This window comes from Rhodanobacter sp. Soil_C_14 (assembly GCF_057657335.1).
The window spans coordinates 174,352-200,317 of sequence record NZ_JBDGIQ010000006.1; the positions used below are offsets into that span (position 1 = coordinate 174,352).

19 protein-coding genes are annotated in these 25,966 nt (G+C 68.6%); 11 read left to right on the forward strand and 8 right to left on the reverse strand.

The window, feature by feature from the left end; all coding sequences use genetic code 11:
- Positions 1-199: 199 nt before the first annotated feature.
- From AC3A56_RS15005 to AC3A56_RS15020, 4 genes are all read right to left on the reverse strand, one after another.
- A complete protein-coding gene (locus tag AC3A56_RS15005) occupies positions 200-940 on the reverse strand; it encodes an SDR family oxidoreductase (protein ID WP_487770868.1) in 741 nt (246 codons plus the stop codon).
- Positions 937-2,379: an efflux transporter outer membrane subunit gene (locus AC3A56_RS15010; protein WP_487770869.1), complete on the reverse strand. Its 1,443-nt coding sequence runs from the start codon at positions 2,377-2,379 to the stop codon at positions 937-939. The genes AC3A56_RS15005 and AC3A56_RS15010 overlap by 4 nt, the downstream gene beginning before the upstream one ends.
- Positions 2,379-5,570, reverse strand: a complete 3,192-nt coding sequence (locus AC3A56_RS15015) for an efflux RND transporter permease subunit (protein ID WP_487770870.1) — start codon at positions 5,568-5,570, stop codon at positions 2,379-2,381. Before AC3A56_RS15015 ends, AC3A56_RS15010 begins: the two co-directional genes overlap by 1 nt.
- A gap of 164 nt (positions 5,571-5,734) precedes the next feature.
- Positions 5,735-6,985 carry an efflux RND transporter periplasmic adaptor subunit gene (locus tag AC3A56_RS15020; RefSeq protein WP_487770871.1) on the reverse strand — a complete coding sequence of 417 codons (1,251 nt, stop codon included), beginning with the start codon at positions 6,983-6,985 and terminating at the stop codon, positions 5,735-5,737.
- A 143-nt stretch (positions 6,986-7,128) separates the two neighbouring features.
- Here AC3A56_RS15020 and AC3A56_RS15025 point away from each other — a divergent pair, with 143 nt between their 5' ends.
- Positions 7,129-8,091, forward strand: a complete 963-nt coding sequence (locus AC3A56_RS15025; protein WP_487770872.1) for a LysR family transcriptional regulator — start codon at positions 7,129-7,131, stop codon at positions 8,089-8,091.
- Between the two features lie 19 nt (positions 8,092-8,110).
- On the opposite strand, the gene AC3A56_RS15030 is transcribed toward AC3A56_RS15025, so the two are convergent.
- Positions 8,111-8,908 carry an undecaprenyl-diphosphate phosphatase gene (locus AC3A56_RS15030; RefSeq protein ID WP_487770873.1) on the reverse strand — a complete coding sequence of 266 codons (798 nt, stop codon included), beginning with the start codon at positions 8,906-8,908 and terminating at the stop codon, positions 8,111-8,113.
- A gap of 149 nt (positions 8,909-9,057) precedes the next feature.
- Here AC3A56_RS15030 and AC3A56_RS15035 point away from each other — a divergent pair, with 149 nt between their 5' ends.
- From AC3A56_RS15035 to glnA, 5 genes are all read left to right on the forward strand, one after another.
- Entirely contained in the window at positions 9,058-9,243 is a 186-nt protein-coding gene (locus AC3A56_RS15035) for a hypothetical protein (RefSeq protein WP_487770874.1), read from the forward strand.
- Positions 9,244-9,247: 4 nt separating this feature from the next.
- Positions 9,248-10,009, forward strand: coding sequence for a TorF family putative porin (locus AC3A56_RS15040; RefSeq protein WP_487770875.1), 762 nt, complete (start codon positions 9,248-9,250; stop codon positions 10,007-10,009).
- A gap of 22 nt (positions 10,010-10,031) precedes the next feature.
- Positions 10,032-10,370, forward strand: coding sequence for a P-II family nitrogen regulator (locus AC3A56_RS15045; protein ID WP_056763009.1), 339 nt, complete (start codon positions 10,032-10,034; stop codon positions 10,368-10,370).
- The gene (locus AC3A56_RS15050; RefSeq protein WP_487770876.1) at positions 10,360-11,715 is read left to right on the forward strand and encodes an ammonium transporter; all 1,356 of its coding nucleotides are present in this window, start codon (positions 10,360-10,362) and stop codon (positions 11,713-11,715) included. Before AC3A56_RS15045 ends, AC3A56_RS15050 begins: the two co-directional genes overlap by 11 nt.
- 185 nt (positions 11,716-11,900) lie before the next feature.
- Positions 11,901-13,310 (forward strand): type I glutamate--ammonia ligase, encoded by a 1,410-nt coding sequence (gene glnA, locus AC3A56_RS15055; protein ID WP_487770877.1) that lies wholly within the window; start codon positions 11,901-11,903, stop codon positions 13,308-13,310.
- A 113-nt stretch (positions 13,311-13,423) separates the two neighbouring features.
- Here the strand turns inward: glnA and AC3A56_RS15060 are convergent, their stop codons facing one another.
- Positions 13,424-14,035, reverse strand: a complete 612-nt coding sequence (locus AC3A56_RS15060) for an NAD(P)-dependent oxidoreductase (protein WP_487770878.1) — start codon at positions 14,033-14,035, stop codon at positions 13,424-13,426.
- Between the two features lie 145 nt (positions 14,036-14,180).
- On the opposite strand from AC3A56_RS15060, the gene ygiD reads away from it, so the two are divergent.
- The gene (gene ygiD / locus AC3A56_RS15065) at positions 14,181-14,948 is read left to right on the forward strand and encodes a 4,5-DOPA-extradiol-dioxygenase (RefSeq protein WP_157598717.1); all 768 of its coding nucleotides are present in this window, start codon (positions 14,181-14,183) and stop codon (positions 14,946-14,948) included.
- A 17-nt stretch (positions 14,949-14,965) separates the two neighbouring features.
- On the opposite strand, the gene AC3A56_RS15070 is transcribed toward ygiD, so the two are convergent.
- Positions 14,966-16,249: a M20 family metallopeptidase gene (locus tag AC3A56_RS15070; protein ID WP_487770879.1), complete on the reverse strand. Its 1,284-nt coding sequence runs from the start codon at positions 16,247-16,249 to the stop codon at positions 14,966-14,968.
- Between the two features lie 118 nt (positions 16,250-16,367).
- Between AC3A56_RS15070 and AC3A56_RS15075 the strand changes: the two genes are divergently transcribed.
- Together AC3A56_RS15075 and ntrC are read left to right on the forward strand one after the other, a co-directional pair.
- Positions 16,368-17,378, forward strand: a complete 1,011-nt coding sequence (locus tag AC3A56_RS15075) for a two-component system sensor histidine kinase NtrB (protein ID WP_487770880.1) — start codon at positions 16,368-16,370, stop codon at positions 17,376-17,378.
- Between the two features lie 150 nt (positions 17,379-17,528).
- On the forward strand, positions 17,529-18,908 hold the full coding sequence (gene ntrC / locus AC3A56_RS15080; protein ID WP_487770881.1) for a nitrogen regulation protein NR(I): 1,380 nt from the start codon (positions 17,529-17,531) through the stop codon (positions 18,906-18,908).
- A 39-nt stretch (positions 18,909-18,947) separates the two neighbouring features.
- On the opposite strand, the gene AC3A56_RS15085 is transcribed toward ntrC, so the two are convergent.
- Positions 18,948-22,826 (reverse strand): GH36-type glycosyl hydrolase domain-containing protein, encoded by a 3,879-nt coding sequence (locus tag AC3A56_RS15085; RefSeq protein WP_487770882.1) that lies wholly within the window; start codon positions 22,824-22,826, stop codon positions 18,948-18,950.
- 271 nt (positions 22,827-23,097) lie between these two features.
- Here AC3A56_RS15085 and AC3A56_RS15090 point away from each other — a divergent pair, with 271 nt between their 5' ends.
- Positions 23,098-24,426 carry a glucoamylase family protein gene (locus AC3A56_RS15090; protein ID WP_487770883.1) on the forward strand — a complete coding sequence of 443 codons (1,329 nt, stop codon included), beginning with the start codon at positions 23,098-23,100 and terminating at the stop codon, positions 24,424-24,426.
- Positions 24,423-25,952, forward strand: coding sequence for a mercuric reductase (locus tag AC3A56_RS15095; protein ID WP_487770884.1), 1,530 nt, complete (start codon positions 24,423-24,425; stop codon positions 25,950-25,952). The genes AC3A56_RS15090 and AC3A56_RS15095 overlap by 4 nt, the downstream gene beginning before the upstream one ends.
- Positions 25,953-25,966 lie beyond the last annotated feature (14 nt).

Consider the following 25,966-nt stretch of genomic DNA (forward strand, 5'->3'; position numbering starts at 1 on the left):
GCTGCTCACCGGTGGAGTGCGTCGCCGCTTCATCGAGCGTGGAGGGTCGATGCCGTTCGACTTCGGTCCTGCGCACCTGCGGACGAACGGCGGGACAGGCATCGAACCTCGGGCCTACTCCGTCCGCGCAAGCAGGCCTACGCGGTAGTGGCCATGGATGGCTGCGGCAGCGGGAGCAGGGAAGTCGACGTGCCCGGCCTCACCAGGCGATGCGCTGGCGGTCGCGATAGAAGCCGCCGGTGAGTGGCGCGGGCAGGCAGGCGGCCCAGACGATGCCCGCTGCGCCGTCGGCGACGGGGCGTCCGCCCGGGCCGCCCATGTCGGTGGCGACCCAGCCGGGGCAGACCGCGTTGACCTGGATGCCGCTGCCGTCGAGTTCGTTCGCCAGCACCCGCGTGTACGCATTCAGCGCCGACTTGGAGACCCGATAGGCCGGGCAGTTGGCGCTGTCGGCGGTGCTGGCGCCGCAGCCGCTGGAGACGTTGACGATGCGGCCGTAACCGTGCCGGCGCATCAGCGGCAGCATCGCGCTGGACAGCCGCCAGCTGCCGAACAGATGGATGTCCATCGCGTCGCGCGCCGCGGCAATGTCGGCGGTGGCCGGTCGCACCGCGGGGTCATAGTGGGCGCCAGCGTTGTTGACCAGCACGTCGAGCCGGCCATAGGTGATCTCGATCCAGCGCGCCAGCGTGTCGATCTGATCCTGCTGGGTGACGTCGAGCTGCACCGCGATCACCTCGCCGGCTGCGCCGGCCAGCTTGCGCGCCGCATGCAGGCCCTTGTCGAGATCGCGCGCGCCCAGCAGCACGGTCATGCCGCGCTCGCTGAGCTGGCGTGCGACCTCGAAACCCAGGCCGCGATTGGCGCCGCTGACCAGCGCCACGCGGTAGACCGGCGTGGTCGCGGGCGCCGTCGGGACGCGTCGGGCGGGCCGGCTCATGGGGCCGCGTCGCCCTTGGCCACGGCGCTACACTGCTCGTCGCCGCAGGCCTGCCAGCCGCCGCCCAGCGACTTGTACAAGGCCACCGCACGGGTGTTGATCGCCGCCTCGGCCTGGGCCAGGTCGTCCTCGGCGGCGAGCTCGGTGCGCTCGGCGTCGAGCAGTTCGAGGAAGCCGGTGGCGCCTTCCTGGTAGCGCACGCGGGCCAGGTCGGCCGCGCGTTTGCTCTGCGTGGCCTGCTCAATCAGGTGGTCGACGCGGATGCGCTGCTGGTTGAAGCCGGTGACCGCGTTGTCGATGTCCTCGATCGCCTCCAGCACGCTGCGCTGGTAGTTCGCCTGCGCCGCGTCGGCGCGTGCTTCGCTGGCGTGCAGGTTGGCGCGCACGCGCTGCACGTTGAGGCCTGACCAGCTGATGCTGGGCGCCAGCGACCAGGCCCGCGTCGACGGGCTGCCGAAGTCGTTGCTGCGCCCGGACAGGAAGCCGAGGAAGCCGCCCAGCGAGATGTGCGGGAAGAAATCCGCCTTGGCCACGCCGATCCGCGCGGTGGCGGCGGCGTATTCGCGTTCGGCCATCTGGACGTCCGGACGGCGCGACAGCACGTCGCCGGCGTCGCCGATCGGCAAGGTCGCGGCGATCGGCGTGAAGCTCTTCGGCGACACGTCGATGTCCAGCTCGCCCGGGCGCTCGCCCAGCAGCACGGCGAGGCGGTATTCGCTGGCGCTGGCCTGGGTCTGCAGCAGCGGCAGTTGCGCCTGCACCGCGCTGAGCCTGGCCTTGGCGCTGGCCACGTCCTGTTCCGCACCGGTGCCGACCTGCTGGCGCACCTCGGTGAGGTGCACGGTCTGGCGCTGGTTGTCGATGTCGCGGCGGGCGATGTCCAGCCGCAGCTGGCTGCCGCGCAGTTCGAAATAATTGCGCGCGACCTCGGCCAGCAGGCTGACCTGGGCATCGTGCAACGCGGCCTCGCTGGCGCCGAGATCGGCGCCGGCCGCTTCCACCGAGCGACGCACGCCGCCGAACAGGTCCAGCTCCCACGACGCGTCGAAGCCGGCCTGGTAGGTCGTGGTGGTGCTGCGCTGGTCGCTGAAGCCCGGTTGCTGGCCGCGGCTGCGGGTGTAGTTCACGCCGGTGTCGATGGTCGGCAGGCGGTCGGACTTGGCGCCGCTGAGCAGCGCCCGCGATTCCTGCAACCGCGCCACCGCGATGCGCAGGTCGAGGTTGTTCTCCGCGGCGTGCTGGATCAGGGCATCCAGCGTCGGATCGTTGAACTGCTTCCACCACGTGGCCTGGAACGCCGCGTTGTTTTCCTGCGCGGCGTCGAGGCCCTGCAGTTGCGGTGCGGCAATCTTCTCGGCGTGGTAGTTGGGACCCACGCTGGCACAGCCAGCGAGGATCAGGGCCGCGCTGAGCGCGGCGATTTTCAGTAGCGGTTTCATCAGTGGTTCTCCAGCGCCGGCAGCGCATGCGCGGCGGCGCGTTCGGCCGCGCGCGCCTCGCGGCGTTCGACCAGGGCGCGAATCAGTACGTAGAACAGCGGCGTGTAGATCAGCCCGAAGATGGTGACGCCCAGCATGCCGGAGAACACCGCCACGCCCATCGCGTGACGCATCTCGGCACCGGCGCCATGCGAGGTCACCAGCGGCACCACGCCCATGATGAAGGCGAACGAGGTCATCAGGATCGGGCGCAGTCGCAGCTTCGCCGCTTCCAGCACCGCCTCGTGGCGGCTCATGCCTTCATGCTGGCGTTCGCGGGCGAACTCCACGATCAGGATCGCGTTCTTGCATGCCAGTCCGACCAGCACGATCAATCCGATCTGGGTGAAAATGTTGTTGTCGCCACCCGACAGCCACACGCCGGCGATCGCGGACAGCAGCACCATCGGCACGATCAGGATCACCGCCAGCGGCAGCGACCAGCTCTCGTACAGCGACGACAGCACCAGGAACACCAGCAGCACGCACAGGGGGAACACCAGGATCGCGGTGTTGCCGGCAAGGATCTGCTGGTAGGTCAGCTCGGTCCACTCGAAGCTGATGCCGTTCGGCAGGTTGTCCTTCGCCAGTTTTTCCATCGCCGCCTGCGCCTGGCCCGAGCTGAAGCCCGGCGCCGGGCCGCCGTTGATCTCGGCGGTCGGGTAGCCGTTGTAATGCTGCACGCGATCCGGGCCGGCACCCTGCTGCACGGTGACGAACGAACCCAGCGGCACCATCTGGCCCTGCGCGTTGCGCGTCTTCAGCTGCAGGATGTCCTGCGGTGTATGGCGGAACGCCGGGTCGGCCGAAACATTGACCTGGTAGGTGCGGCCGAAACGGTTGAAGTCGTTGACGTAGAGCGAGCCCATGTAGGCCTGCATGGTCTGGTACACGTCGCCCAGGTTGACGCCTTCGGCCTTGGCCTTCTCGCGGTTCACGTCGGCGTCCACCTGCGGCACGCTGACCTGGAAGCTGGAGAACAGGCCGGCGAGCGCTGGATCTTTCCGACTAGCGGCGATCAGGTTCTGCGTCTGCTTGTACAGCTCGTCGAAGCCGCGGTCGCTGCGGTCCTCCAACTGCAGGCGGAAGCCGCCGATCGTGCCAAGGCCCATCACCGGCGGCGGCGGGAACACCGCGATGTAGGCGTCCTGGATCGAGGCGAACTTCTGGTTCAGCGCACCGGCGATCGCGCCGGCGGAAAGATCCGCGCTGCGGCGTTCCTCGAACGGTTTCAGCGTGACGAACACGATGCCGGAGTTGGTCGAGTTGGTGAAGCCGTTGATCGACAGGCCGGGGAAGGCCACGGCGTGTTCCACGCCCGGCTGCTTCAGCGCGATCGCACCCATGCGCTGGATCACGTCCTCGGAACGGTCGAGCGAGGCCGCGTCGGGCAGCTGCGCGAACGCCACCAGGTATTGCTTGTCCTGGCCCGGCACGAAACCGGTCGGCACGTGCGAGAAGCCGAACCAGGTCAGCGCGATCAGGCCCGCGTAGATCACCAGCGCCAGCTTGCCCTTGCCGACGATGCGCTTGACGCCACCGACGTAGCGCTCCGAACCGCGATGGAAGACGCGGTTGAACGGACGGAACAGCCAGCCGAATGCGCGGTCGATCCAGACCGTGAGGCGGTCCTTCGGTGCGTCGTGGCCTTTCAGCAGCACGGCGGCCAGCGCCGGGCTCAGGGTCAGCGAGTTGAACGCGGAGATCACCGTGGAGATCGCGATGGTCAGCGCGAACTGGCGGTAGAACTGGCCGGTCAGGCCGCTGACGAAGGCGGTCGGGATGAACACCGCGCACAGCACCAGCGCGGTGGCCACGATCGGGCCAGTGACTTCGTGCATTGCCTTGCGCGTCGCGTTTCGTGGCGACTCGCCCAGTTCGATATGCCGTTCCACATTCTCCACCACCACGATCGCGTCATCGACCACGATGCCGATCGCCAGCACCAGTCCGAACAGACTCAAGGCGTTGAGCGAGAAACCGGCCAGGTACATGATCGCGAACGTGCCGATCAACGACACCGGCACCGCCACCAGCGGGATGATCGAGGCGCGCCAGGTCTGCAGGAACAGGATCACCACCAGTACCACCAGCAGGATCGCTTCCAGCAGCGTGTGCGCCACCGCCTCGATCGAGCCGCGCACGAACACGGTCGGGTCGTAGACGATCGAGTAGTCGACACCCTGCGGGAAATCCTTCTTCAGCTGCGCCATCGTCGCGCGTACTTCATCGGAGATCTGGATCGCGTTGGAGCCGGGCCGCGCGAAGATCGGCAGCGCCACCGCGGGCTTGTTGTCGAGCAGGCTGCGCAGCGCGTAGTTGTTCGAGCCCAGGTCGATCTTGGCGACATCGCTCAGATGCGTGACGCCACCGTTCGCGTCGGTGCGCACGATGATGTTGCGGAAGTCGTCCTCGCTGACCAGCCGGCCGCGGGTGTTGATGTTGAGCTGGAACGCCGAGTTGGACGGACCGGGCGGCGCATTCAACGCACCGGCGGCAACCTGCACGTTCTGCTCGCGGATCGCGTTGATCACGTCGCCGGTGGTGAGCGAGCGCTGCGCCAGCTTCTGCGGGTCCAGCCACACGCGCATCGAGTATTCGCCGGCGCCGAAGATCTGCACGTCGCCGACGCCGTCGAGCCGGCCCAGCACGTCCTTCACGTGCAGGCGCGCGTAGTTCGACAGGTACAGCATGTCGTAACGCTGGTCGGGCGAGGTGAGATGCACCACCATGGTGAGGTCGGGCGAACTCTTCTGCGTGGTCACGCCGAGTCGCTGCACTTCCTCCGGCAGCTTCGGCAGCGCCTGCGCCACGCGGTTCTGCACGTCGACCTGGGCGGTGTTGAGGTCGGTGCCGAGCGCGAACGTCACGGTCAGGGTGAGCGCGCCGTCACTGGTCGCCTGCGAGGAGGTGTACAGCATGCCCTCCACGCCGTTGATCTGTTCCTCCAGTGGCGTGGCGACGGTTTCGGCGATCACTTTGGGGTTCGCACCGGGATAGGCGGCACGCACCACGACGGTGGGCGGCACCACTTCGGGGTACTCGCTGATCGGCAGCTGGAACACCGCGATGGAGCCGGTGATCACGAACAGCAACGACAGCACGGCGGCCATGATCGGCCGGTCGACGAAGAATTGGGCGATGTTTTTCATGCAAAGAGTCCTCGACGAAGCCGGTTCGCGGCTTCGGTCTTTCTTTTGCTCCTCCCCCTGCACAGCAGGGGGAGGTGGGGAGGGGGTAACGCTTTTGCTCTGTGGCGGACTGGAGGGACTTCACCCCTCCCCAACCCTCCCCTGCTGCACGCAGGGGAGGGAGTTCAACCTTGCGGGCGACCCGATGCTGGGGTCGTGTTGGTTTGCGCGGTGCGAGCGTCATTGGTCGAAGGCACGTTGCCACGCTCGACCAGCGCCTTGTCCGCCGCTTCCAGCCGGTAGCTCATCGCCACCTTCTGCGGATTCACCTCGACGCCGGGGCGCACGCGCTGCAGGCCGTTGACCACCACCAGGTCGCTCGGCTGCACGCCGCTGTCGATCACGCGCAGGCCGTGGAACAAGGCACCGGTGTCCACCTTGCGGTATTGCACCTTGTGTTCCTTGTCGACCACGTAGACGAACTGGTTGCCGAGGTCGGTGCCGATGGCACGGTCATCCACCAGCACGCGCGGCTTCGCCTGGCCGCTCTGCAGCTGCACGCGGGCGTACAGGCCGGGCGTGTACAGGCCGTCGGCGTTGTCGAACACCGCGCGCAGGCGCATCGTGCCGGAGCCGGTGTGCAACTGGTTGTCGACGAAGTCGAGGCGACCCTCATGCGGGTAACCGGATTCGTCGGCCAGGCCCATCGCCGCCTCGATCCGCGCGTTGTGGCCGGCCTGCTTCGCGTCGGCGCGCAGGTGGTCGAGCTTCAGCCAGGTCTGCTCGTCGACGTCGAAGTAGACATAGACCGGGTTCACCGAGACCACGCTGGTCAGCACGTCGTTGCTGGTGACCAGGTTGCCGGGAGTGACGCGGGCGTTGCTGACGCGGCCGTCGATCGGCGAACGCACCTTGGTGAAGTCCAGGTTCAGCCGTGCCGCGGCCAGCGCGGCGGTCGCCGCACCGAACTGGGCCCGCGCGCTTTGCGCGGTGGTGTCCTGACGATCGGCTTCCTGCTTCGCGATCGCGTGTTGGGCCAGCAGCATTTCGGCGCGGCGCTGGTTGGTCTGCGCCAGGTTCAGTTCGGCCTTCGCCTGCGCCTGGTTGGCGACCAGCCGGTCGACCTCGGCCTGGTACGGGCGGGCGTCGAGCTGGAACAGCACGTCGCCCTTGCGCACCAGTGCACCTTCCTGGAAGTGCACCGACTCGACGAAGCCGCCGACCCGCGGCTGCACCTGCACCGTGTTGACTGCTTCCAGCCGGCCGGTGAAGTCGGCGCTGTCACTGACCTTGCGGGTCAGCGCCTGGGCCACGGTGACTTCGGGCGGCGGACCGCCGGCGGGGGTTTGTGCCTGGCTGTCGGTGCCGTGGAGCAGCACCCAGCTGCCCAGCACGGTGACCGCGATCAGGGGGACCAGCATCCATTGTTTTTTCATCTTGCGCTCCCAACACCTTGGTTGCCGGGCAGGGGATTCCCGGCGAGGGTCGAGAGAATAGGTGTACTTTCCGGTATAGAAAATCCGTTTCTTGCGCATTACACTCGTGCGCCAGAGTCACGAATCGACGAGGAACTGAAACAATGGAAGACTTTTCCGCCATTTCGACCTTCGTCCGCGTGGTCGAGGCCAAGAGTTTCGCCGCCGCCGCCAGCCAGCTGGGCATGACCCCTTCCGGCGTCAGCCGGGCGGTTTCCCGGCTGGAAACCCAGCTTGGCGCGCGGCTGCTGTTCCGCTCCACCCGGTCCCTGCGCCTGACCGACGATGGGGCCTCGTTCCACGCACGTTGCAAGGAGATCCTCGCTGATCTGGCCGAAGCCACCGAGGCGCTGAACTTTGCCAACAGCAAGCCGACCGGCAAGCTGCGGGTGGGCATCTCGTTGTCGGTAGGCCGCGCCGCGGTGATCCCGCGGCTGACCGAGTTCGAGCAGCGCTACCCGGACATCCGGCTGGAGCTGTTGATGAGCGACTCGCCGGCGGATCTCAATGGCGAGGGCCTGGATTGCGCGATCCGTGTCGGCGAGCTGGAGGATTCCAGCCTGATCGCACGCAAGATCGGCTACCTCAGCAACGTCGTGTGCGCCTCGCCCGAGTATCTGCGCAAACACGGCGCGCCGCGCAGCATCGAGGACCTGAAGGACCACCGCTGCATCAACTACGTCTACCCGAACGGCCGCCCGCGCCAGTGGCAGTTCGACACGCCGGGTGGACAGATGAGCGTGGACATCGACGCGCACATGTTGATCAACGACGGCGAATCGGTGCTGCAGGCGGTGGCGGCCGGCATGGGCATCACCCAGACGCCGCGGATGATGGCGGCCTGCCTGCTCGACAAGGGCATGCTCGAACTGGTGATGACCGACACCACCTCCACCGGCAAGCCGGTGTGGATCGTCTATCCGCAGAAGAAGCACCTGTCCGCCCGGGTGCAGGCCTTCATCGAATGGGTGCGCGAGCTGTTCGACCGCACCAACCAGTGCACGGTCGGAGCGCCGAAGGCCATGCCGAAGCCGCTGCGCAGGGAAGCGCTGGTCGAAGCGGCGTAGGAACGATCGCGCCGGGGCCTCAGGCTCCGGCGGGTACCAGCAACAGCAAGGCCACGCCGAACGCGATGCGGTAGATCGCGAACGGGGTGAAGGTGTGGCTGCGGATGTAGCCGAGCAGCCACTTCACCGCGACGAACGCCACGATCGCCGAGACCGCGAAGCCCACGGCCAGGGCAGTCCAATCTTCGTGCGCGGCGCCGCCGCCCTTCACCACCTTCAGCAACTCGTAGCCGGTGGCCGCGTACATGGTGGGAATGCCGACCAGGAAGGCGAACTCGGTGGCCGCCGCGCGATTGCTGGTGCCGAACAGCATCGCCGCGAAAATCGTCGCCGCCGAACGCGAGGTGCCGGGGAAGATGCCGGCGATCATCTGCGCGATGCCGACCAGGATCGCCACGCGCCAGGTCACCTCGCTGCGGTCGGGCTGGCGCGCGGCCAGCCGTTCGGCGGCGATCATCCACAGGCCGCCGACCACCAGCGCCCACGCGATCGGGGTCACCTTCTCCGGCAGCTTGAAACCCAGCTTCACCGCAATGAAGCCGAGCACGGCGGTGATCGCGAAGGCGACGGCCAGCTTCAGCAGGTAGTCGCGGTTGAGCGGATCGCGCCATTGCGTCAGCAGCTGCCAGATGCGCTTCCAGTAGATCAGCGTCACCGCCAGGATCGCGCCGGCCTGGATGCCGATGTTGAACAGGTCCGAGCGGGCGCCCAGCCCGAACTTCTCCGCGATCAGCAGGTGGCCGGTCGAGGAGATCGGCAGGAATTCGGTGATGCCTTCGATGATGCCGAGCAGGATGACGTGGAGCAGATCGATCACGGGTAAGTCCGTTGCGTGGATGGAGTGTGCCGGCCGGCAGCAGGCGCCATAGCTTACGGGTTTTGCCCCCGCGGTGGCGTGCGACCAGGGGGGGCATCGGCATCGAATGCACCGCGCACTGGAACGGTGCAAAGCCCGCGGGGCCGCGCGTGCGACTGGTGCGAATGCTCCATGGCGGCGGCCCGGCTGCAGCCGGGATCGGGCTGCAGCAAGGCCTGCGCCCGCTGGCACGCGGCTTGCTGAAGCGGCTTGAGGGTCATGCGCAGCGCGACCTGATGAAGATGGATGGACGTCTGGACGTCCATCTGCCGCAAGCCACCAGCGCAAGGGGATGAGTTCATGAAGCGATACGGAATGGCAGTGCGGTTCTTCGCCGCGTCGTGCATGGCGTCGGCCATGGCGCCGGCAGCGGCCGGCGAGGCGCCGGCCAGCCAGTGGGTCGGCAATGCCGGCGTGGTCAGCGACTACCTGTTCCGCGGCGTCTCGCAGACCGACCGCAAGCCTGCGCTGCAGGCGGGCGCGGAGTTCGATCACGCCAGCGGCTGGTACGTCGGTGGCTGGGGCAGCAATGTGAGTTGGCTGTCCGATGGCTCGACCACGGCCGCGCCGGTGTCCAGCAGCGTGGAGCTGGATCTCTACGGCGGCTGGCGCGGCAATCTCGGCGGTGACTGGAGCGTCGACCTCGGTGCGTACCGCTACCAGTACCCGGGCAGCTACCCGGCGGGCTACACCCTGCCGAACACCAGCGAGCTGTACGCCGCGCTCGCCTGGAAAAGCCTGTCGCTGAAGTACTCCCACGCACTCACCAACCTGTTCGGCTATGCCGACAGCGAGCACAGCGGCTACGTGGACCTGTCGTGGAACCAGGAGTTCGCGCCGGGCTGGCAGCTCAACGCGCATGCCGGCCACCAGCAGGTGCAGAACGTGCCCGGCGCCTCGTACAGCGACTGGAAGCTGGGCGTGACGCGCAATTTCGCCGGCCACTGGTCGCTGGCGCTGGCCTACAGCGACACCAATGCACGCCGCTCGGTCTACACCAACGCACGCGGCCACTACCTGGGCCGCGCCACCACGGTGCTGAGCCTGGCCCGGTCGTTCTGAATCCCTCCACCCGGAGCTGTCCATGAAACTGATCACCAGCATCATCCGCCCGTACAAGCTCGACGAGGTCCGCGATGCGCTGGCGCGCGCCGGCGTGTCGGGCATCACGGTGACCGAGGTCCGCGGCTTCGGCCGCCAGAAGGGCCACACCGAGCTGTATCGGGGCGCCGAGTATGTCGTCGATTTCCTGCCCAAGCTCAAGGTCGAGGTGGTGGTGCCCGACGAACTGCTCGACGCCGTGCTGGAAGAAATCCAGCAGGCCGCGCGCACCGGCAACGTCGGCGACGGCAAGGTCTTCGTCACCGGCGTCGACCAGGTGATCCGCATCCGCACCGGCGAGCTCGACGCCGATGCCCTCTGACCCGCACCGCGTGAGGTTTTCCATGAAAGAGATCAAGTTCCCCCGCGCCCTCGCCGCGGGCCTGGTGCTGGCCCTGCTCGCCCCGATGCTGCATGCCGAGGCCGCCGTGCCGGTAGTCGACAAGGGCGACGTGGCGTGGATGCTCACCTCCACCTTGCTGGTCCTGCTGATGACCGTGCCGGGGCTGGCGCTGTTCTACGGCGGCCTGGTGCGTTCGAAGAACGTGCTGTCGGTGCTGATGCAGGTGATGACGGTGTTCTCGCTGCTGCTGCTGTTGTGGGTGGCCTACGGCTACAGCCTCGCGTTCAGCGGCGGCGGCCCGCTGATCGGCAACTTCGACAAGCTGTTCCTGCACGGCGTCACGAAGGACACGCTGGCCGCCACCTTCAGCGCGGGCGTGGCGTTGCCGGAATACGTGTTCGTGGCGTTCCAGGCCACCTTCGCCGGCATCACCGGTGCGCTGATCGTGGGCTCGTTCGCCGAACGCATGCGCTTTCGCGCGGTGCTGCTGTTCGCGGCGCTCTGGTTCACCTTCGCCTACCTGCCGATCGCGCACATGGTCTGGTACGGGCCGGACGGCTATCTGTTTGCGAAGGGCGCGCTGGATTTTGCCGGCGGCACGGTGGTGCACATCAACGCGGGCGTGGCCGGTCTGGTCGGCGCGTACCTGGTCGGCCCGCGGCTGGGTTTCGGCCGCGAGCCGATGAAGCCGCACAACGTGACCTTCACCATGATCGGCGCGGCGCTGCTGTGGGTGGGCTGGTTCGGCTTCAACGCCGGTTCCAACCTGGAGGCGAACGCGGGTGCGGCGCTGGCCTTCATCAACACCTTGCTGGCCGCGGCGGCGGCGGTGCTGGCGTGGCTGGCGGTGGAGGCGATCATGCGCGGCCACGCCTCGATGGTCGGCGGCGCCTCCGGCGCGGTGGCCGGCCTGGTCGGCATCACGCCGGCCTGCGGCACGGTGGGTCCGATGGGTGCGATCGTGATCGGGGCGCTGGCCAGTGTCTGCTGCGTGTGGGGCGTCACCGGCCTGAAGCGCCTGTTGCGGGCGGATGACGCGCTGGACGTGTTCGGCGTGCACGGCATCGGCGGCATCGTGGGCGCGCTGCTGACCGGCGTGTTCACCGCGCCGGCGCTGGGCGGCACCGGCGCGGAGGGCTTCTCGATCGCCCACCAGCTCGGCGTGCAGGCGCTGGGCGTGGTCATCACCGTGGCGTGGAGCGGGCTGGTCTCGGTACTGGCCTGGTTCGCGGTCAAGGCCGTGTTCGGCCTGCGCGTCCCCGGCGATGCCGAGCGCGAGGGGCTGGACATCACCACCCACGGCGAAAGCGCCTACGATGTCTGAGCTGGCCGGCCGGCCCGGATGAGTGTCAGTATTGGTGCAACAGCCCAAAGCCATTGCACCAATACGCTGCATCCGGGTGTGCCCGGAATAACAGGAAAGCCCGCCAGGCCTTGTCCCGCAAGGATTCCGGCCATTGGCACGGGGCTTGCTCAAATCCGTCCATCATCCATCGCCGAGGTTGCTCCATGTCCGCCAACAAAGTGCTCGACCTGATCCAGGAACACGAGGTCGAGTTCGTCGACTTCCGTTTCGCCGACATGCTCGGCGTGCACCACCACGTCACCTTCCCGGCCCACGCGATCGACGAGTCGACGTTCGAGGACGGCAAGATGTTCGATGGTTCCTCGATCACCGGCTGGAAGGGCATCAACGAGTCGGACATGATCCTGCTGCCCGATCCGGACACCGCCCACCTCGATCCGTTCAGCGCGCACGTGCAGCTGATCCTGCATTGCGACGTGCTGGAGCCGTCGACGATGCAGGCCTACGGCCGCGACCCGCGCTCGATCGCCAAGCGCGGCGAGGCGTTCCTGAAATCCACCGGCATCGCCGACACCGCGTTCTTCGGCCCGGAGCCCGAGTTCTTCATCTTCGATTCGGTGCGTTGGCAGAACGACCCGGGCCGCGTGTTCTACGAGATCGGTTCCGAGGAAGCGGCGTGGTCGTCGCGCTACAAGTACGAGGGCAGCAACACCGGCCATCGCCCGGGCGTGAAGGGCGGCTACTTCCCGGTCAGCCCGGTCGACTCGCTGGGCGACCTGCGCGCCGACATGTGCAAGGTGCTCGAATCGCTAGGCCAGACCGTCGAAGTGCATCACCACGAAGTGGCGAACGCGGGCCAATGCGAGATCGGCGTGAAGTTCAACACGCTGGTGAAGAAGGCCGACGAGCTGATGACGATGAAGTACGTCATCAAGAACGTGGCGCACCAGAACGGCAAGACCGTCACCTTCATGCCCAAGCCGCTGGTCGGCGACAACGGCTCGGGTATGCACGTGCACCAGTCGCTGGCGAAGAACGGCGAGAACCTGTTCGCGGGCGATCTCTACGGCGGCCTGTCGCAGACCGCGCTGTGGTACATCGGCGGCATCTTCAAGCACGCCCGCGCGATCAACGCGTTCGCCAACTCCACCACCAACAGCTACAAGCGCCTGGTGCCGGGTTTCGAGGCGCCGGTGATGCTGGCGTACTCGGCGCGCAACCGCTCGGCGAGCTGCCGCATCCCGTACGTGGCCAGCCCCAAGGGCCGCCGCATCGAGGTGCGTTTCCCCGATCCGATGAACTCCGGCTACCTGGTGTTCACCGCGCTGATGATGGCCGGCCTGGACGGCATCATCAACAAGATCGACCCGGGCGCACCGGCCGACAAGGACCTCTACGACCTGCCGCCGGAAGAGGAGAAGAACATCCCTCAGGTCTGCTCCAGCCTCGACGCCGCGCTGGAAGCGCTGGACAAGGATCGCGAGTTCCTGAAAGCCGGCGGCGTGTTCACCGACGACTTCATCGACGCCTACATCGAGGTGAAGATGAAGGAAGTCACCAAGTACCGCGCCAGCACCCATCCGCTGGAATTCCAGATGTACTACTCGCTCTGAGCGAGGCTGACGAGTGTCGAAAAAAGCGGGCGCTGCGGCGCCCGTTTTATTTTTGGAAACGAGTGGCTGCCCGCGACTGGCCGACCGAGCCTCGCGATGGCGGCGTCGAACGGTCAGTAGCCCACCGTGAAGCGTCGCCGCGAGTGCTTCGGGGTTTCCAGTTCATCGACGAGGGCGATCGCATAGTCCTCCATCGAGATCCAGCTCTTGCCGTTCGCATCGCTGAGCAACTGGTCGGTACCGAGGCGGAACTTGCCGGTGCGCTCGCCGGGGACGAACTCGGCCGACGGCGATAGGAAGGTCCAGTCCAGTTCGTGCTCGCTGCGCAAGGCATCGAGGAAGCGGCGGCCGCCTTCGGCCTCCGGCCGATAGGCCGCGGGAAAGCCGGGCGCGTCGAGCAGCATGTGGCCCGGCGCCACCTCCAGCGTGGCGGCGCCGCCGACTACCAGCAGCCGCGTGACCCCAGCCTGTTTTACCGTGGCGAGCAACGCTGCCGCGTCGGTGGTGGCGAACTTCAGCGCACTGATCACCGCGTCGTGGCCGGCCAGCAGCGGCGCCAGTTGCGCGGGCTGGCCGGCGTCGGCGTTCTTCAACACCAGACCCGGCTGGCCGGCCAGCTTGCCGGTGTCGCGGGCGATGCCGGTGACGCGATGGCCACGGCGCAGCAGTTCGGTCAGCAGGCGCGAGCCGACGCGTCCGCTGACGCCAAGCAAGACGATGTTCATGATGGTTTTCCTGTGCCGGCCATGCGCGGTTTGCCGATGGCGCCGCGTCGATGATCACGCGAGACTAACGCCGCCAATGTAAGCAATGCGTGGATGACGGACACAGATGGACGCCGCAATGCCAGACCGGAATAGTTCGCCCCGGATGCCGACCATCTTCTTCGGCCACGGCAATCCGATGAACGCGCTGCACGAGAACGACTGGAGCCGCGGCTGGGCCGCGATCGGCCAGCGCCTGCCGCGCCCGCGCGCGGTGCTGTCGGTGTCGGCGCACTGGTACCTGCCGGCCACCCTGCTCACCGCGATGGCCAGGCCGCGCACGATCCACGATTTCGGCGGCTTCCCGCGCGAGCTGTTCGAGGTGCAATATCCGGCGCCGGGCGACCTCGACCTGGTGCATCGCGTGCGCGAACTGCTGCAGCCGCTGGACGTGGAGGAGGACCGCTCATGGGGGCTGGACCACGGCACCTGGTCGGTGCTGCGCCACGTCTATCCCGATGCCGACGTGCCGGTGGTTCAGCTGTCCATCGACGAGTCGCAGCCGCCGGCGTTCCACTACGGCCTGGGCCGATTGCTGCGACCGCTGCGTGACGAGGGCATCCTGCTGATCGGCAGCGGCGACGTGGTGCACAACCTGCACGCCTATGCCTGGGGCCGGCATCCGGCCGAGCCGTTCGACTGGGCGCTGCGCTTCGAGGCGAAGGCGCGCGAGCTGATGCTGCAGGGTGACCATCACGCGCTGGTGGATTACCCCGCGCTGGGCCGCGATGCCGAACTGTCCATCCCCACGCCGGACCACTACCTGCCGTTGCTGTACGTGCTCGGCGCCAGCGACGAAAGCGACGCGGTGAGCTTCCCGGTCGAAGGCATGGATGGCGGCTCGATCTCGATGCTGAGCGTGCAGTTCGGCTGAGTCGTCCGCCGCAGGGATCAGTCGCCGGCGCCGTTCGCCAACCACGCCCGCGCGGCCACCATCAGCGTCTGCACGCCGGTTTCCAGGGTCGGATGCAGTACCGGCAGGAAGCGGGGGTTGTGGTTGGTGGGGATCTCGTTGAGGCGATTTTCCGCCTTCGCCTTCGCGTAGGTTTCCGGGTCGGTGCCGCCGACGAACCAGAACACCGAGGGCACGCCCCACTCGGCGCCGAACGAACCGAAGTCCTCACTGGCCGAGGTCGGCCCGGTCTGGTGGACGCGTTCGGCGCCAAACTGGCGGCGGAAAGCCTCGGCCACCGTGGTGGTCGCCGCCTCGTCGTTGCTCACCAGCGAGTAGTTGTCCAGCGGGGTGATCTCCGGTGGTCGCGGCGCGCCCGACGCAGCTGCCTCGGCGTTGACGATGCGGGTGATCGCGGCCAGCACGCGCGTGCGCACGCCCTCGTCGAAGGTGCGCACGTTGAGCTTGATCACCGCCTCGTCGGGGATCACGTTTTCCTTGGTGCCGGCCTGCAGCGAGCCGATGGTGAGCACCGCCGCCTCAGTCGGCGCGAGCTCGCGCGCCACGATGGTCTGCAGCCGCAGCACGGTGGCCGCGGCCATCACCACCGGATCGATGCTGGCCTGCGGCATCGAACCGTGCGCGCCGCGGCCGAACAGGCGGATCTGCAGGCTGTCGGCGGCCGAGGTGATCACGCCCTTGCGCCCGCCGATCGCGCCGGCCGGGCCGACCATCACGTGCTGGCCGAGCACCACGGCGGGCTTGGGAAAGCGCTGGAACAGGCCGTCGTCGATCATCGCCTGGGCGCCTTCGGCGGTCTCTTCCGCGGGCTGGAACACCGCCATCAAGGTGCCGCGCCACGTGTCCCGCGTCTGTGCCATCAAGGTGCTGGCGCCGACCAGCCAGGCGACATGCATGTCGTGGCCGCAGGCGTGCATCACCGGCACGGTGTTGCCTTCGTGGTCCGTCGCCGTGAGCTTGCTCGCGTATGCCGCGCCGGTCGCTTCCTCGACGGGCAGCGCATCCATGTCCGCGCGCAGCATCACCACCGGTCCGTCGCCGTTGCGCAACAGGCCGACCACGCCGGTCTTGCCGATGCCGGTGGTCACTTCATAACCGGCCTTGCGCAGCTGTTCGGCGGCCAGGCCCGCGGTGCGGGTCTCCTGCATCGAGAGTTCGGGGTGCGCGTGGATGTCGGTGTACAGCGCTTCCAGTTGCGGCAGCAGGTCCTGCAGGTTGCCCGGCAGGGATTCGGTGGCAGGTGTCGTCGGTTTCTCGTTCATGGCCCGGGTTCCTTGGTCGATCGTTGAAAGCTACTCCACGGTGATCCTTCGCAGGTGAGGGCGGCACGCCCTGATCAATGGCATTGCACCAAATCGGAACATTGTCCATGATGGTGCAATGAACGAACCGGCGTGGCGGACATGGGCGGAGCAGATGGCGACCGGGCTGGTGCTGGTCGATGCGGAGCTGCGCCTGCGCTGGGTCAATCCGGCGCTGACCGAATGGCTGGAACTGGGCTTGCGCAGTCCGCTGGGGCAGCCACTCGACGTGTTGCTGGGCGAGGCGCCGGAAGCCCTGGCGCAGGCAGCCAGGGTGCTGGCCGAGCAGCGGCCGACGCAGTGCCGCGGCGTACCGCTGACCGCGACCAACGGGCGCGAGATCCGGGCGGACATCGCCCTGCAGCCGTTCGACGACGGCCTGCTGCTGGAAGTGCATGCGCTGGCCGAACCCCCGGCGAGCAGTTCGCCGCTGTCGGCGACCCTGCGCGGTTTCGCCCACGAGGTGAAGAATCCGCTGGCCGGCCTGCGCGGTGCGGCGCAGCTGCTGCAGCGGCGGGTCGACAGCGACGATCTGCGTGCGCTGGCCGGCCTGATCATCGACGAGGCCGACCGGCTCGGCGTGCTGGCCAATCGCCTGCTGCATCACGACGGCGCGCCCCAGCTCGGCCCGGTCAACATCCATCGCTTGCTGGAACGCCTGTGCGATCTGTTGCAGGCGGAACCCGCACCGCCCCGGCTGTGTCACGACTACGACCCCAGCGTGCCCGATCTGCTGGGCGACGCCGATCGCCTGCAACAGCTGCTGCTGAACCTGGCCCGCAACGCGATGGAAGCCGGCGCGCAGACGCTGACCCTGCGTACGCGGATCGAACACGGCCTGCGCGTGGGCGAGCGGATGCTGCGCATGGCCTTGCGCGTGGACGTGATCGACGACGGCGCCGGCGTGCCCGCCGCGCTGCGCGACACCCTGTTCCAGCCGCTGGTCTCCGGCCGCGCCGACGGCACCGGCCTGGGCCTGGCGCTGTCGCGCGAGATCGCCCACGAACACGGCGGCGAACTGCGCTGCGCCAGCCGCCCCGGCCACACCGTGTTCTCGTTGTACCTGCCGCTGGAGCGCGCCCATGACTGACCCGCGCGCACGCGCTCCGCTCCCTCCCCTGCGCAGCAGGGGAGGGTTGGGGTGGGGTCGGCCCTTGATCTTCCCCGCCCGCCCGAGCAACCCCCTCCCAACCTCCCCCTGCACGCAGGGGGAGGAGCAAAGCTGCGGCGGAGTAAAGCCATGACAAAAGACATCTGGATCCTCGACGACGACCGCGGCGTGCGCTTCGTGCTGGCCGAGGCCTTGCGCGACGCGGGCCTGGCAGTACGCGAGTTCGGCGAGGTGGCCGCGGTGCGCGCGGCGCTGCAGACGGCGCGTCCCGCGCTGCTGCTCACCGACGTGCGCATGCCGGGCGAGGACGGCCTGAGCCTGCTCGGCGAACTGCAGGCGCAAGGCATCGGTCCGGTGATCGTGATGAGCGCGTACACCGACGTGGCCACCACGGCGGCGGCCTATCGCGCCGGTGCGGTCGACTACCTGGCCAAGCCGTTCGACCTCGATCACGCGGTGGCTTCGGTGCAGCGCGCGCTGGCCAGCGTGGCAGCGCCCACCGCGGCCGCCACCCACACGCTTGCGCCCGGTCATGCGTTGCTGGGCGAGAGCGCGCCGATGCGCGAGGTGTTCCGGCTGATCGGCCGCGTCGCCGCCAGCGACCTCAACGTGCTGGTCACCGGCGAAACCGGCACCGGCAAGGAACTGGTGGCCCGCGCGCTGCATGAGGAAAGCGCGCGCCGCGACCAGGCCTTCGTGGCGTTGAATACCGCGGCGATTCCCAGCGAGCTGCTGGAGAGCGAACTGTTCGGCCACGAGGCCGGCGCGTTCACTGGCGCGACCCGTCGTGTCGCCGGCCGCTTCGAGCAGGCCGAGGGCGGCACGCTGTTCCTCGACGAGATCGGCGACATGCCGCTGGTCCTGCAAACCAGACTCTTGCGCGTGCTTGCCGGTGGCGAGTTCTACCGCGTGGGCGGGCGCGAGCTGATCCGCTGCAACGTGCGCATCGTCGCGGCCACGCATCAGGATCTCGCGGCGCGTGTCGCCGCCGGGGCGTTCCGCGCCGACCTGATGCATCGGCTCGACGTGGTGCGCATCGAACTGCCGCCGCTGCGCACCCGTCGCGGCGACATCGCGCTGCTGGCCCAGCACTTCCTGGCCGCCACCGCGCAGGAGTTGAAGCTGCCGCCGAAGCGCTTCTCGAAGGCGGCCCTGAAACAGGTCGCCCAGCGCGACTACCCGGGCAACGTGCGCGAGCTGGAAAACCTGTGTCGCCGGCTGGCGGTGATCGCGCCTGGCAGCGAAATCCTGCCGGCCGACCTGGGCACGACGGAAGGCGCCAGCCGTGGCGGCGAATGGACCGACGCGCTGCGCGAGTGGGCCACGCAGGCGCTGGCCGACGGCGAGGCGGACATTCACGCCCGCGCCCGCGAGGCGCTCGACCAGATCCTGCTGCAGGCCGCGCTGCAGGCGCACGAAGGCCATCGGCAGAACGCCGCGCAGGCGCTGGGCGTGGGCCGCAATACGCTGACCCGCAAACTGGGGGCTTCGCGTACGCGGCGGCGCTGAGCCGAATCCAGAACGGGCCCGCTCGCCCGGTGCCGGCGCCTACGCGGCCACCCGTCCCAGGGTAACGCACAGCCGATGCGCCGCGCCGTCGGTCGCCAGCGCAATGGGCTCGGCCGCATCCAGCGTTTGGCCGTCCATTTCAATCCGCGACACGCCGCGACAGACATGGTCCGGATTGCGCACTTCGATCTCGTGGATCGTCCCACGATGGCGATAGCTGATCCGGAAGCCGGGCCATGCTTTCGGAATGCATGGCTCGATACGCAACTGATCGCCATGCAGGTGGAAGCCCAGCACTGCTTCCAGCCCCGCCCGATACAGCCACGCGGCCGAGCCGGTGTACCAGGTCCAGCCGCCGCGGCCGATGTGTGGTGTCACCGAATAGACGTCCGCACAAACGACATACGGTTCCACCTTGTAACGCGCAATCGCCGCGGCGCTGTCGCCGTGGCTGAGCGGATTGAGCAATTTGAACTGATCACCGGCGCGATCGCCGTCGCCCAGCCCGGCCCAGGCGAACACCGACCAGGTCGCGCCGTGCGTGTATTGGCCGCCGTTCTCGCGCACGCCGGGTGGATAGCCCTTGATATAGCCGGGGTCTTTCTTGCCGTCCTGATCGAATGGCGGGGTGAACAATCGCGCGAGTTGATGGGGATGATCGACCAGCAGGCGGTCGACCGAGGCCATCGCCTGGGCCGCGTGGTCACGATTGTCGTGGCCGGCGATCACGCTCCATGACTGGGCGATGGTGTCGATCTGGCATTGCGCGTCCTGCGCCGAACCCAGCGGCGCGCCGTCGTCGTAGTAGCCGCGGCGATACCACGCGCCGTCCCACGCCCGTTCCAGCGCGTCACGCAGCGCAGCGGCGTAATCACGCCAGTGTTGCGCGCGTTCGTGCTCGTGACGTTGTTCGGCCACCGGCGCCAGCCGGGCGATCGTGTCGAGCAGGAACCAGCCCAGCCAGCTGCTTTCGCCACGTCCCTTGGCGCCCACCGCGTTCATGCCGTCGTTCCAGTCGCCGGTGCCGATCAGCGGCAGGCCGTGGGCGCCCCGGGTCAGGCTGGTGTCGATCGCCCGCGCGCAGTGCTCGTACACGGTGGCGGTTTCGTCCGAGACGCCGGGCTGGAAGAACGCGTCGGTGGCGTCGTCGGGAATGGCTTGGCCGCTGAGGAAGGGCAGCACCTCGTCGAGCACCGCGGAGTCGCCGCTGACCTCGACGTAGTGCATCGTGACGTAGCCCAGCCAGACGCGGTCGTCGCGGATCTTTGTGCGGATGCCCTGGCCCTTCGGCGGTAGCCACCAGTGCTGCACGTCGCCTTCGGCAAACTGGCGGCCGGCGGCGCGCAGCAGGTGTTCGCGGGCCAGGTCGGGCCGCGTCACGCACAGCGCCATCACGTCCTGCAACTGGTCGCGGAAGCCGTACGCGCCGCTGGCCTGGTAGTAGGCGGTGCGCGCCCACAGCCGGCAGGCGGTGACCTGGTACAGCGCCCAGTCGTTGAGCAGCAGATCCATGCTTCGTTCCGGCGTGCTTACCTGCACGGTGTCGAGCACGCCGTTCCAGCGCGCGGCGACTTCGTCCAGCACCTCATCGATGTCGATGCCGCGATACTTCGCGACCAGCGCCTGCGCCGCCGCGGCATCGCCACCTTCGCCGAGCAGGAAGTGCAGCTCCAGCGACCTGCCCGGCGGCAGTTCGATGCGGGTCTGCAGCGCACCGCAGGGGTCCAGGCCGGCGCCCACGCGTCCGTCCAGCGGCGCCTCGTCCTGCAACGCGGCCGGGTTGGCGAGGCTGCCCAGCGCGCCCAGGAAATGCGCGCGGTCGCCACTGATCGACTGCTGCATACCGCCCATGTCGAAAAACGCCACGCGCTCGCCGAAATCCGCGCGCCAGCGATTGCGGGCGAACAGCGCGCCGGTGTCGTCGTCGCGCGAGGTCACCACGAACGGGGCCGGCGTGCTGCCGTTGGGGCCCAGCGCCCATTCGACGTAGCCGGTGATCGCCAGTCGCCGCTTGCGGGCGGAGCGGTTGCACAGGCGCAGGCGCGACAGCTTGATCGTGTCGTCGACCGGCACGCACTGGACGAGCTCCAGCGCGACGCCATGCGCGTCGTTGCGGAAGCGCGTCCAGCCCTTGCCGTGGGTCGTGGTGCAGCGGGCGCCATCGACGCGGATCGGCAACGCGGTGGCCGTCCACAGCGCGCCGTCGTCCGCGTCGCGCAGGTAGATCGCCTCGTGCGGCATGTCGCTGACCGGATCGTTCGGCCACGGCGTCAGCGGATTCTGCTGGCTGTTGCCTGACCACGCGTAGCCGCCGCCCTCGGCGGTGACCAGGAAGCCGAAGGCCGGGTTCGCGATCACGTTGCTCCACGGCGCCGGCGTGGGGCGTGCCGCATCCAGCTCGATCCGGTAGGCGCGGCCGTTCGCCACGAAGCCGCCGTGGCCGTTGGCGAATTCGGGTGCCGCGGCAGCGTCGTCGAAGTCGATCGCCGTGGCGCTGGCGATGATCGGGGAAGGCCGGGAAGCGGTTTCCGGCGGCGGCGAAGGTGACGCCGCGACCGGGTTGTTCAGCACCAGCCGCGCCACGGTCAGCAGGCCGTTGCGCAAGGTGTCGCCGATCTGGTCGTCGCGCAGGCAGAACAGTTCGGCCTTGGGCGCGTCGTCCGGTTCCTTCAAGTGCTGCCGTTGCCGATCGACGCGCTGGCTGAGTTCGTCGCGCTGCGTGCCGGCGTCGGCGCCCAGCTGATCGAGCACCACCACGTCCGTCGCCAGCTGATGGGCTTGCCACCAGCGCTGGGCCAGCAGCAACTCGTCCAGCTGCGGGACATCCGCGGGAGCGCGCAGGAACAGCAGGGCGATCGGCCGATCGCCCGAGATGCTGGCGCCCCACAGCGTGGGCGGCCCGCCCTGGCCGCGCTCGCGCTGGTCGGCACGGGCGCGCTGGCTGGCGTCGCTGACCAGCAAGGCCTGTCGCCACTGCGCAAACTGGCGGTCACGTGCCGCATCGATGCCGAAGCGCTGGCGTTCCTCCTGCGCGTGCCGGGCCGCGGCGGCGAACAACTGCGTGGCCGCGTCGGCATCGTCGAGGCGCGCGCGCAGCTCCGCGGCGCCGTCGCGGGTATCGGCCAGTTGCGTCCACAGCAACAGGTGGATGCTGCCGCCCGCGGCCAGGGTGAACCCGTGGCGCAGGGCGAACACCGGATCGAGCACGCAGCCGGTGCTGCCGGAAAGTTTCGCCCCGGGCTGCATCGCCATCGCGTTGCGCAACGTGCGGCAGCGGCCCAGGAAGCGGGCGCGATCGGTTTCGTGCGTGGTGGTGATGTGGGCCGCGCCCTCGACCTGCAGCGCCTGCGACGCCCACACCTGGGCCTGGCTGTCGCTGCGCCGGCGGCGTGTCGCCAGCAGCAGCCCGCGTTCGTCGTCCCATTCGGTCTGCACGAACATCTTGGAAAAGGCGGGGTGGGCGTTGTCGTCGCCGATCGGGCCCAGCACCAGTTCGGCGTAGCTGGTCAGCGACAGGTGCCGCGTTCGATCGCCGTGATGGGTGACCGTGAGCCGGCGCAATTCGATGTCGGCATCGGGCGCCACCGCAATTTCCAGCGAGCTCTCGATGTCGCCGTGTCGCTGGCCGAACACGAGGCGTCCGGCGTCGTACCCGGCTGCGTCGTTCGTCGCCGTCTCGCCCAGCGGCTGCGTGGTGGCGCCCCACACCGCGCCGTCCTCCTCGTCGCGCAAGAGCAGGAAGCTGCCCCAGGGATCGGTCACCGCATCCTCGCGCCAGCGCGTCACCGCCAGGCCGCGCCAGCGGACGAAGCCGGCGCCGTGGCGGTCCAGCATGCTGCTCAGCTTGCCGTTGGAGAGCAGCGGCAGCGCCGTGCTGCCGGCATCGGCAGCGGAGGAAGCGGGGAAATCGGAAGACATGGCGGGCGTGGACTCCTGACGCGATCGTCGCGAGCCTTGCGCGCCGCGATCTCCACCCAGCCTACGGCGACGGCGGGGAAACATCGCGTGAAAGCAGCGCTCTTACACGCCATCCATGCAGTCGCCTGCGCAGACTGGCGGATGGATGGCCGCGCCGCGGCACCGGGCACGAATGCCGGGTGCGGCTGTCCCAAGCCTTGCCCGATGGCCGGCCGATGCAGCGCGCGTGGCGCGCCCGTCCTGCCATCAACGAACTACAGGGACCCGCTGGATGCCACCGATGCCGCCGCTGTGCTCGCTTCCCGACGACGCCCTGCTGGAGCGCCTGCAGCGTGCGGCGCTGGGCTATTTCGTGGAGCTGATGAATCCCCGCAACGGACTGGTGCCCGATACCTCGCGCGACAACTCGCCGGTCAGCATCGCCGTGGTCGGCTTTGCCCTGTCGGTGTATCCGCTGGCGGTCGAGCGCGGCTGGATGGATCGCGAGGAGGCGGTGCAGCGCTGCCTGCTGGCGCTGCGCTTCTTCCACGACAGCGACCAGAGTGGCAGCCCCACCGCCACCGGCTACAAGGGCTTCTACTATCACTTCCTCGACATCCACCAGGGCCGGCGCGTGTGGCAGTCGGAGCTGTCGATGATCGACAGCGCCTTGCTGATCGCCGGCATGCTCACCGCGGCCACCTGGTTCCAGGCGGACAACGCCGCCGAAACCGAACTGCGCACGCTGGCCGACACGCTGTATCGCCGCGTCGACTGGCGCTGGGCGCAGGACGACGCGGGCACCATCCGCCAGGGCTGGAAGCCGGAGTGCGGCTACCTGCACTACGGCTGGGAAGGCTACAGCGAGGCGATCGTGCTGTACGCGCTGGCGCTGGGCTCGCCCACCCATCCGGTGTCGCCGGATTGCTACGCGGGCTGGGAGTCCACCTACCAGTGGGAGAACCTGTACGACCAGGATTTCCTGTATGCCGGCCCGCTGTTCGTGCACCAGTTCTCGCACGCCTGGATCGACCTGCGCGGCATCCGCGACGGCTTCATGCGCGAAAAGCAGTCCGACTATTTCGAGAACACCCGGCGCGCGATCAACGTGCAGCGCTGCTACGCCGAACTCAACCCCCACGAATTCGCCGGTTACGACCGCAACTGCTGGGGCCTGTCCGCCTGCGACGGCCCCACCGACGAACGCCCCGATGTCAACAACGAACGCCGTCGCCTGTTCGGCTACGCGGCGCGCGGCGTGCCCTACGGCCCGGACGACGGCACCTTGTCGCCGCCGGCGGTGCTGGCCTCGGTGGCGTTTGCGCCGGAGCTGGCGCTGTCCGCACTGCGCAACATGCTGCTGCGCTGCCCGGAGATCCTCGATGGCGACCGCCTGGCCACCAGCTTCAACGCCAGCCTGGTCGATGCAAACGGACGGCCGTGGGTGTCGCCCGGTCAGTACGGGCTGGACCAGGGCGTCATCTTCATGATGATCGAGAACCACCGCAGCGGCGGCATCTGGCGTACGTTGTGCCGTTGCCAGCCGCTGGTCGACGGCTTGCGCAAGGCCGGCTTCAGCGGCGGCTGGCTGGATGCGCCGACAGCGGAGGCCGCGGCATGAGCACGAAATTCGACGCCAGCGTCAGCACGCCGGTGGACGCGTGGGAACGCAAGCGCCTGGCCGCGGTGCGCCCCGCGTCGTGGAACAACCCCGAGCCCGCCGCGCCGTACCAGCTGGTGATCATCGGCGCCGGGCCCGCCGGCCTGGCCGCGGCCCGCGAGGCGGCGGCGCTGGGCCTCCGCGTGGCGCTGGTCGAGCGCCACGAGATCGGCGGCACCTGCTTCAACACCGGCTGCGTGCCGTCCAAGGCCTTGCTGCGCACCGCCGCGGTGTACGCGGAAATGCGCGACGCCGCCCGCTACGGCGCCGAGGTGCCGGCCGATATCCGGGTCGACTTCAGCGCCGTGATGGAGCGCCTGCGGCGCATCCGCAGCCACCTCACCAACACCACCTCGGTGCGCCTGCTGGCGGCCAGCGGGGTGGACGTGTTCTTCGGCAGCGCGCAGTTCAGCGGACCGGACAGCCTCACCGTCAACGACCAGCCGCTGCGGTTCGACAAGGCGCTGATCGCCACCGGCGCGCGCCCGGACATCCCCGACGTGCCGGGGCTGAAGCAGGCCGGCTTCCTCACCAACACCACCATCTTCGAGCTGGCCGAACTGCCGCCGCGGCTGCTGGTGATCGGCGGCGGTCCGCTCGGCTGCGAACTGGCGCAGGCGTTCCAGCGGCTGGGCTCGCGGGTCACCATCGTGCAGAAGCTGCCGCTGTTCCTCGAACGCGAGGAACGCGACGCGGCGCAGACGCTGTCCGACGCGTTCGCCCGCGACGGCATCGAAGTGCGGCTGAACACCCTGGCGGTCGCCGTCCGCAGCGACGGCGACGAGAAGGTGGTCGACCTGGTCAGCGACGATTACCACAGCACGATCCGCGTCGACGCCATCCTGACCGGCGTGGGGCGCCTGCCCAACGTGCAGGGGCTGGCGCTGGAAAAGGCCGGCGTCGTGTATGACGAAGTCGCCGGTATCCGGGTCGACGACCAGCTGCGCACCGCGAACCCGCGCATCCACGCCGCGGGCGACGTCTGCCTCGACGAAAAGTACACCGACACCGCCGAGGAATCCGCGCGCGTCGCGATCCGCAACGCCGTGCTCGGCGGCTGCGAAAAGTTGAGCGAGCTGGTGGTGCCGTGGTGCACGTACACCGACCCGGAGATCGCCCACGTCGGCATGTACGTGCGCGAGGCAAATGCGCGGGGCATCCCGGTGAAGACCTTCACCGTGCCGATGCATCAGGTCGACCGGGCGATGACCGACAGCGAGCAGGGCGGCTTCGTGAAGATCCACGTGCGCGACGGCAGCGACCGCATCCTCGGCGCCACCATCGTGGCGCGCGACGCCGGCGACATGATCAGCCAGGTCACCCTGGCGATGGTGGCCGGCGTGGGCATGCGCACGCTGGCGAAGGTGATCCACGCCTATCCCACCCGCACCTCGGCGATCCGGCTGGCGGCCAGGGCATACAACCAGACGCGGCTGAGCGCGCACGTGGTGGCGCGCCTCAAGCACTGGCTGGCGCGGCCGCGCTGATGTCGGTCACGCCG

Excerpts from the sequence above, each read along its gene's own strand:
- AC3A56_RS15005 (WP_487770868.1), bottom strand. The coding sequence starts at position 940 with ATGAGCCGGCCCGCCCGACGCGTCCCGACGGCGCCCGCGACCACGCCG.
- AC3A56_RS15010 (WP_487770869.1), bottom strand. The coding sequence starts at position 2,379 with ATGAAACCGCTACTGAAAATCGCCGCGCTCAGCGCGGCCCTGATCCTC.
- AC3A56_RS15015 (WP_487770870.1), bottom strand. The coding sequence starts at position 5,570 with ATGAAAAACATCGCCCAATTCTTCGTCGACCGGCCGATCATGGCCGCC.
- AC3A56_RS15020 (WP_487770871.1), bottom strand. The coding sequence starts at position 6,985 with ATGAAAAAACAATGGATGCTGGTCCCCCTGATCGCGGTCACCGTGCTG.
- AC3A56_RS15025 (WP_487770872.1), top strand. The coding sequence starts at position 7,129 with ATGGAAGACTTTTCCGCCATTTCGACCTTCGTCCGCGTGGTCGAGGCC.
- AC3A56_RS15040 (WP_487770875.1), top strand. The coding sequence starts at position 9,248 with ATGAAGCGATACGGAATGGCAGTGCGGTTCTTCGCCGCGTCGTGCATG.
- AC3A56_RS15045 (WP_056763009.1), top strand. The coding sequence starts at position 10,032 with ATGAAACTGATCACCAGCATCATCCGCCCGTACAAGCTCGACGAGGTC.
- AC3A56_RS15050 (WP_487770876.1), top strand. The coding sequence starts at position 10,360 with ATGCCCTCTGACCCGCACCGCGTGAGGTTTTCCATGAAAGAGATCAAG.
- glnA (WP_487770877.1), top strand. The coding sequence starts at position 11,901 with ATGTCCGCCAACAAAGTGCTCGACCTGATCCAGGAACACGAGGTCGAG.
- AC3A56_RS15060 (WP_487770878.1), bottom strand. The coding sequence starts at position 14,035 with ATGAACATCGTCTTGCTTGGCGTCAGCGGACGCGTCGGCTCGCGCCTG.
- ygiD (WP_157598717.1), top strand. The coding sequence starts at position 14,181 with ATGCCGACCATCTTCTTCGGCCACGGCAATCCGATGAACGCGCTGCAC.
- AC3A56_RS15070 (WP_487770879.1), bottom strand. The coding sequence starts at position 16,249 with ATGAACGAGAAACCGACGACACCTGCCACCGAATCCCTGCCGGGCAAC.
- AC3A56_RS15075 (WP_487770880.1), top strand. The coding sequence starts at position 16,368 with ATGAACGAACCGGCGTGGCGGACATGGGCGGAGCAGATGGCGACCGGG.
- ntrC (WP_487770881.1), top strand. The coding sequence starts at position 17,529 with ATGACAAAAGACATCTGGATCCTCGACGACGACCGCGGCGTGCGCTTC.
- AC3A56_RS15085 (WP_487770882.1), bottom strand. The coding sequence starts at position 22,826 with ATGTCTTCCGATTTCCCCGCTTCCTCCGCTGCCGATGCCGGCAGCACG.
- AC3A56_RS15090 (WP_487770883.1), top strand. The coding sequence starts at position 23,098 with ATGCCACCGATGCCGCCGCTGTGCTCGCTTCCCGACGACGCCCTGCTG.
- AC3A56_RS15095 (WP_487770884.1), top strand. The coding sequence starts at position 24,423 with ATGAGCACGAAATTCGACGCCAGCGTCAGCACGCCGGTGGACGCGTGG.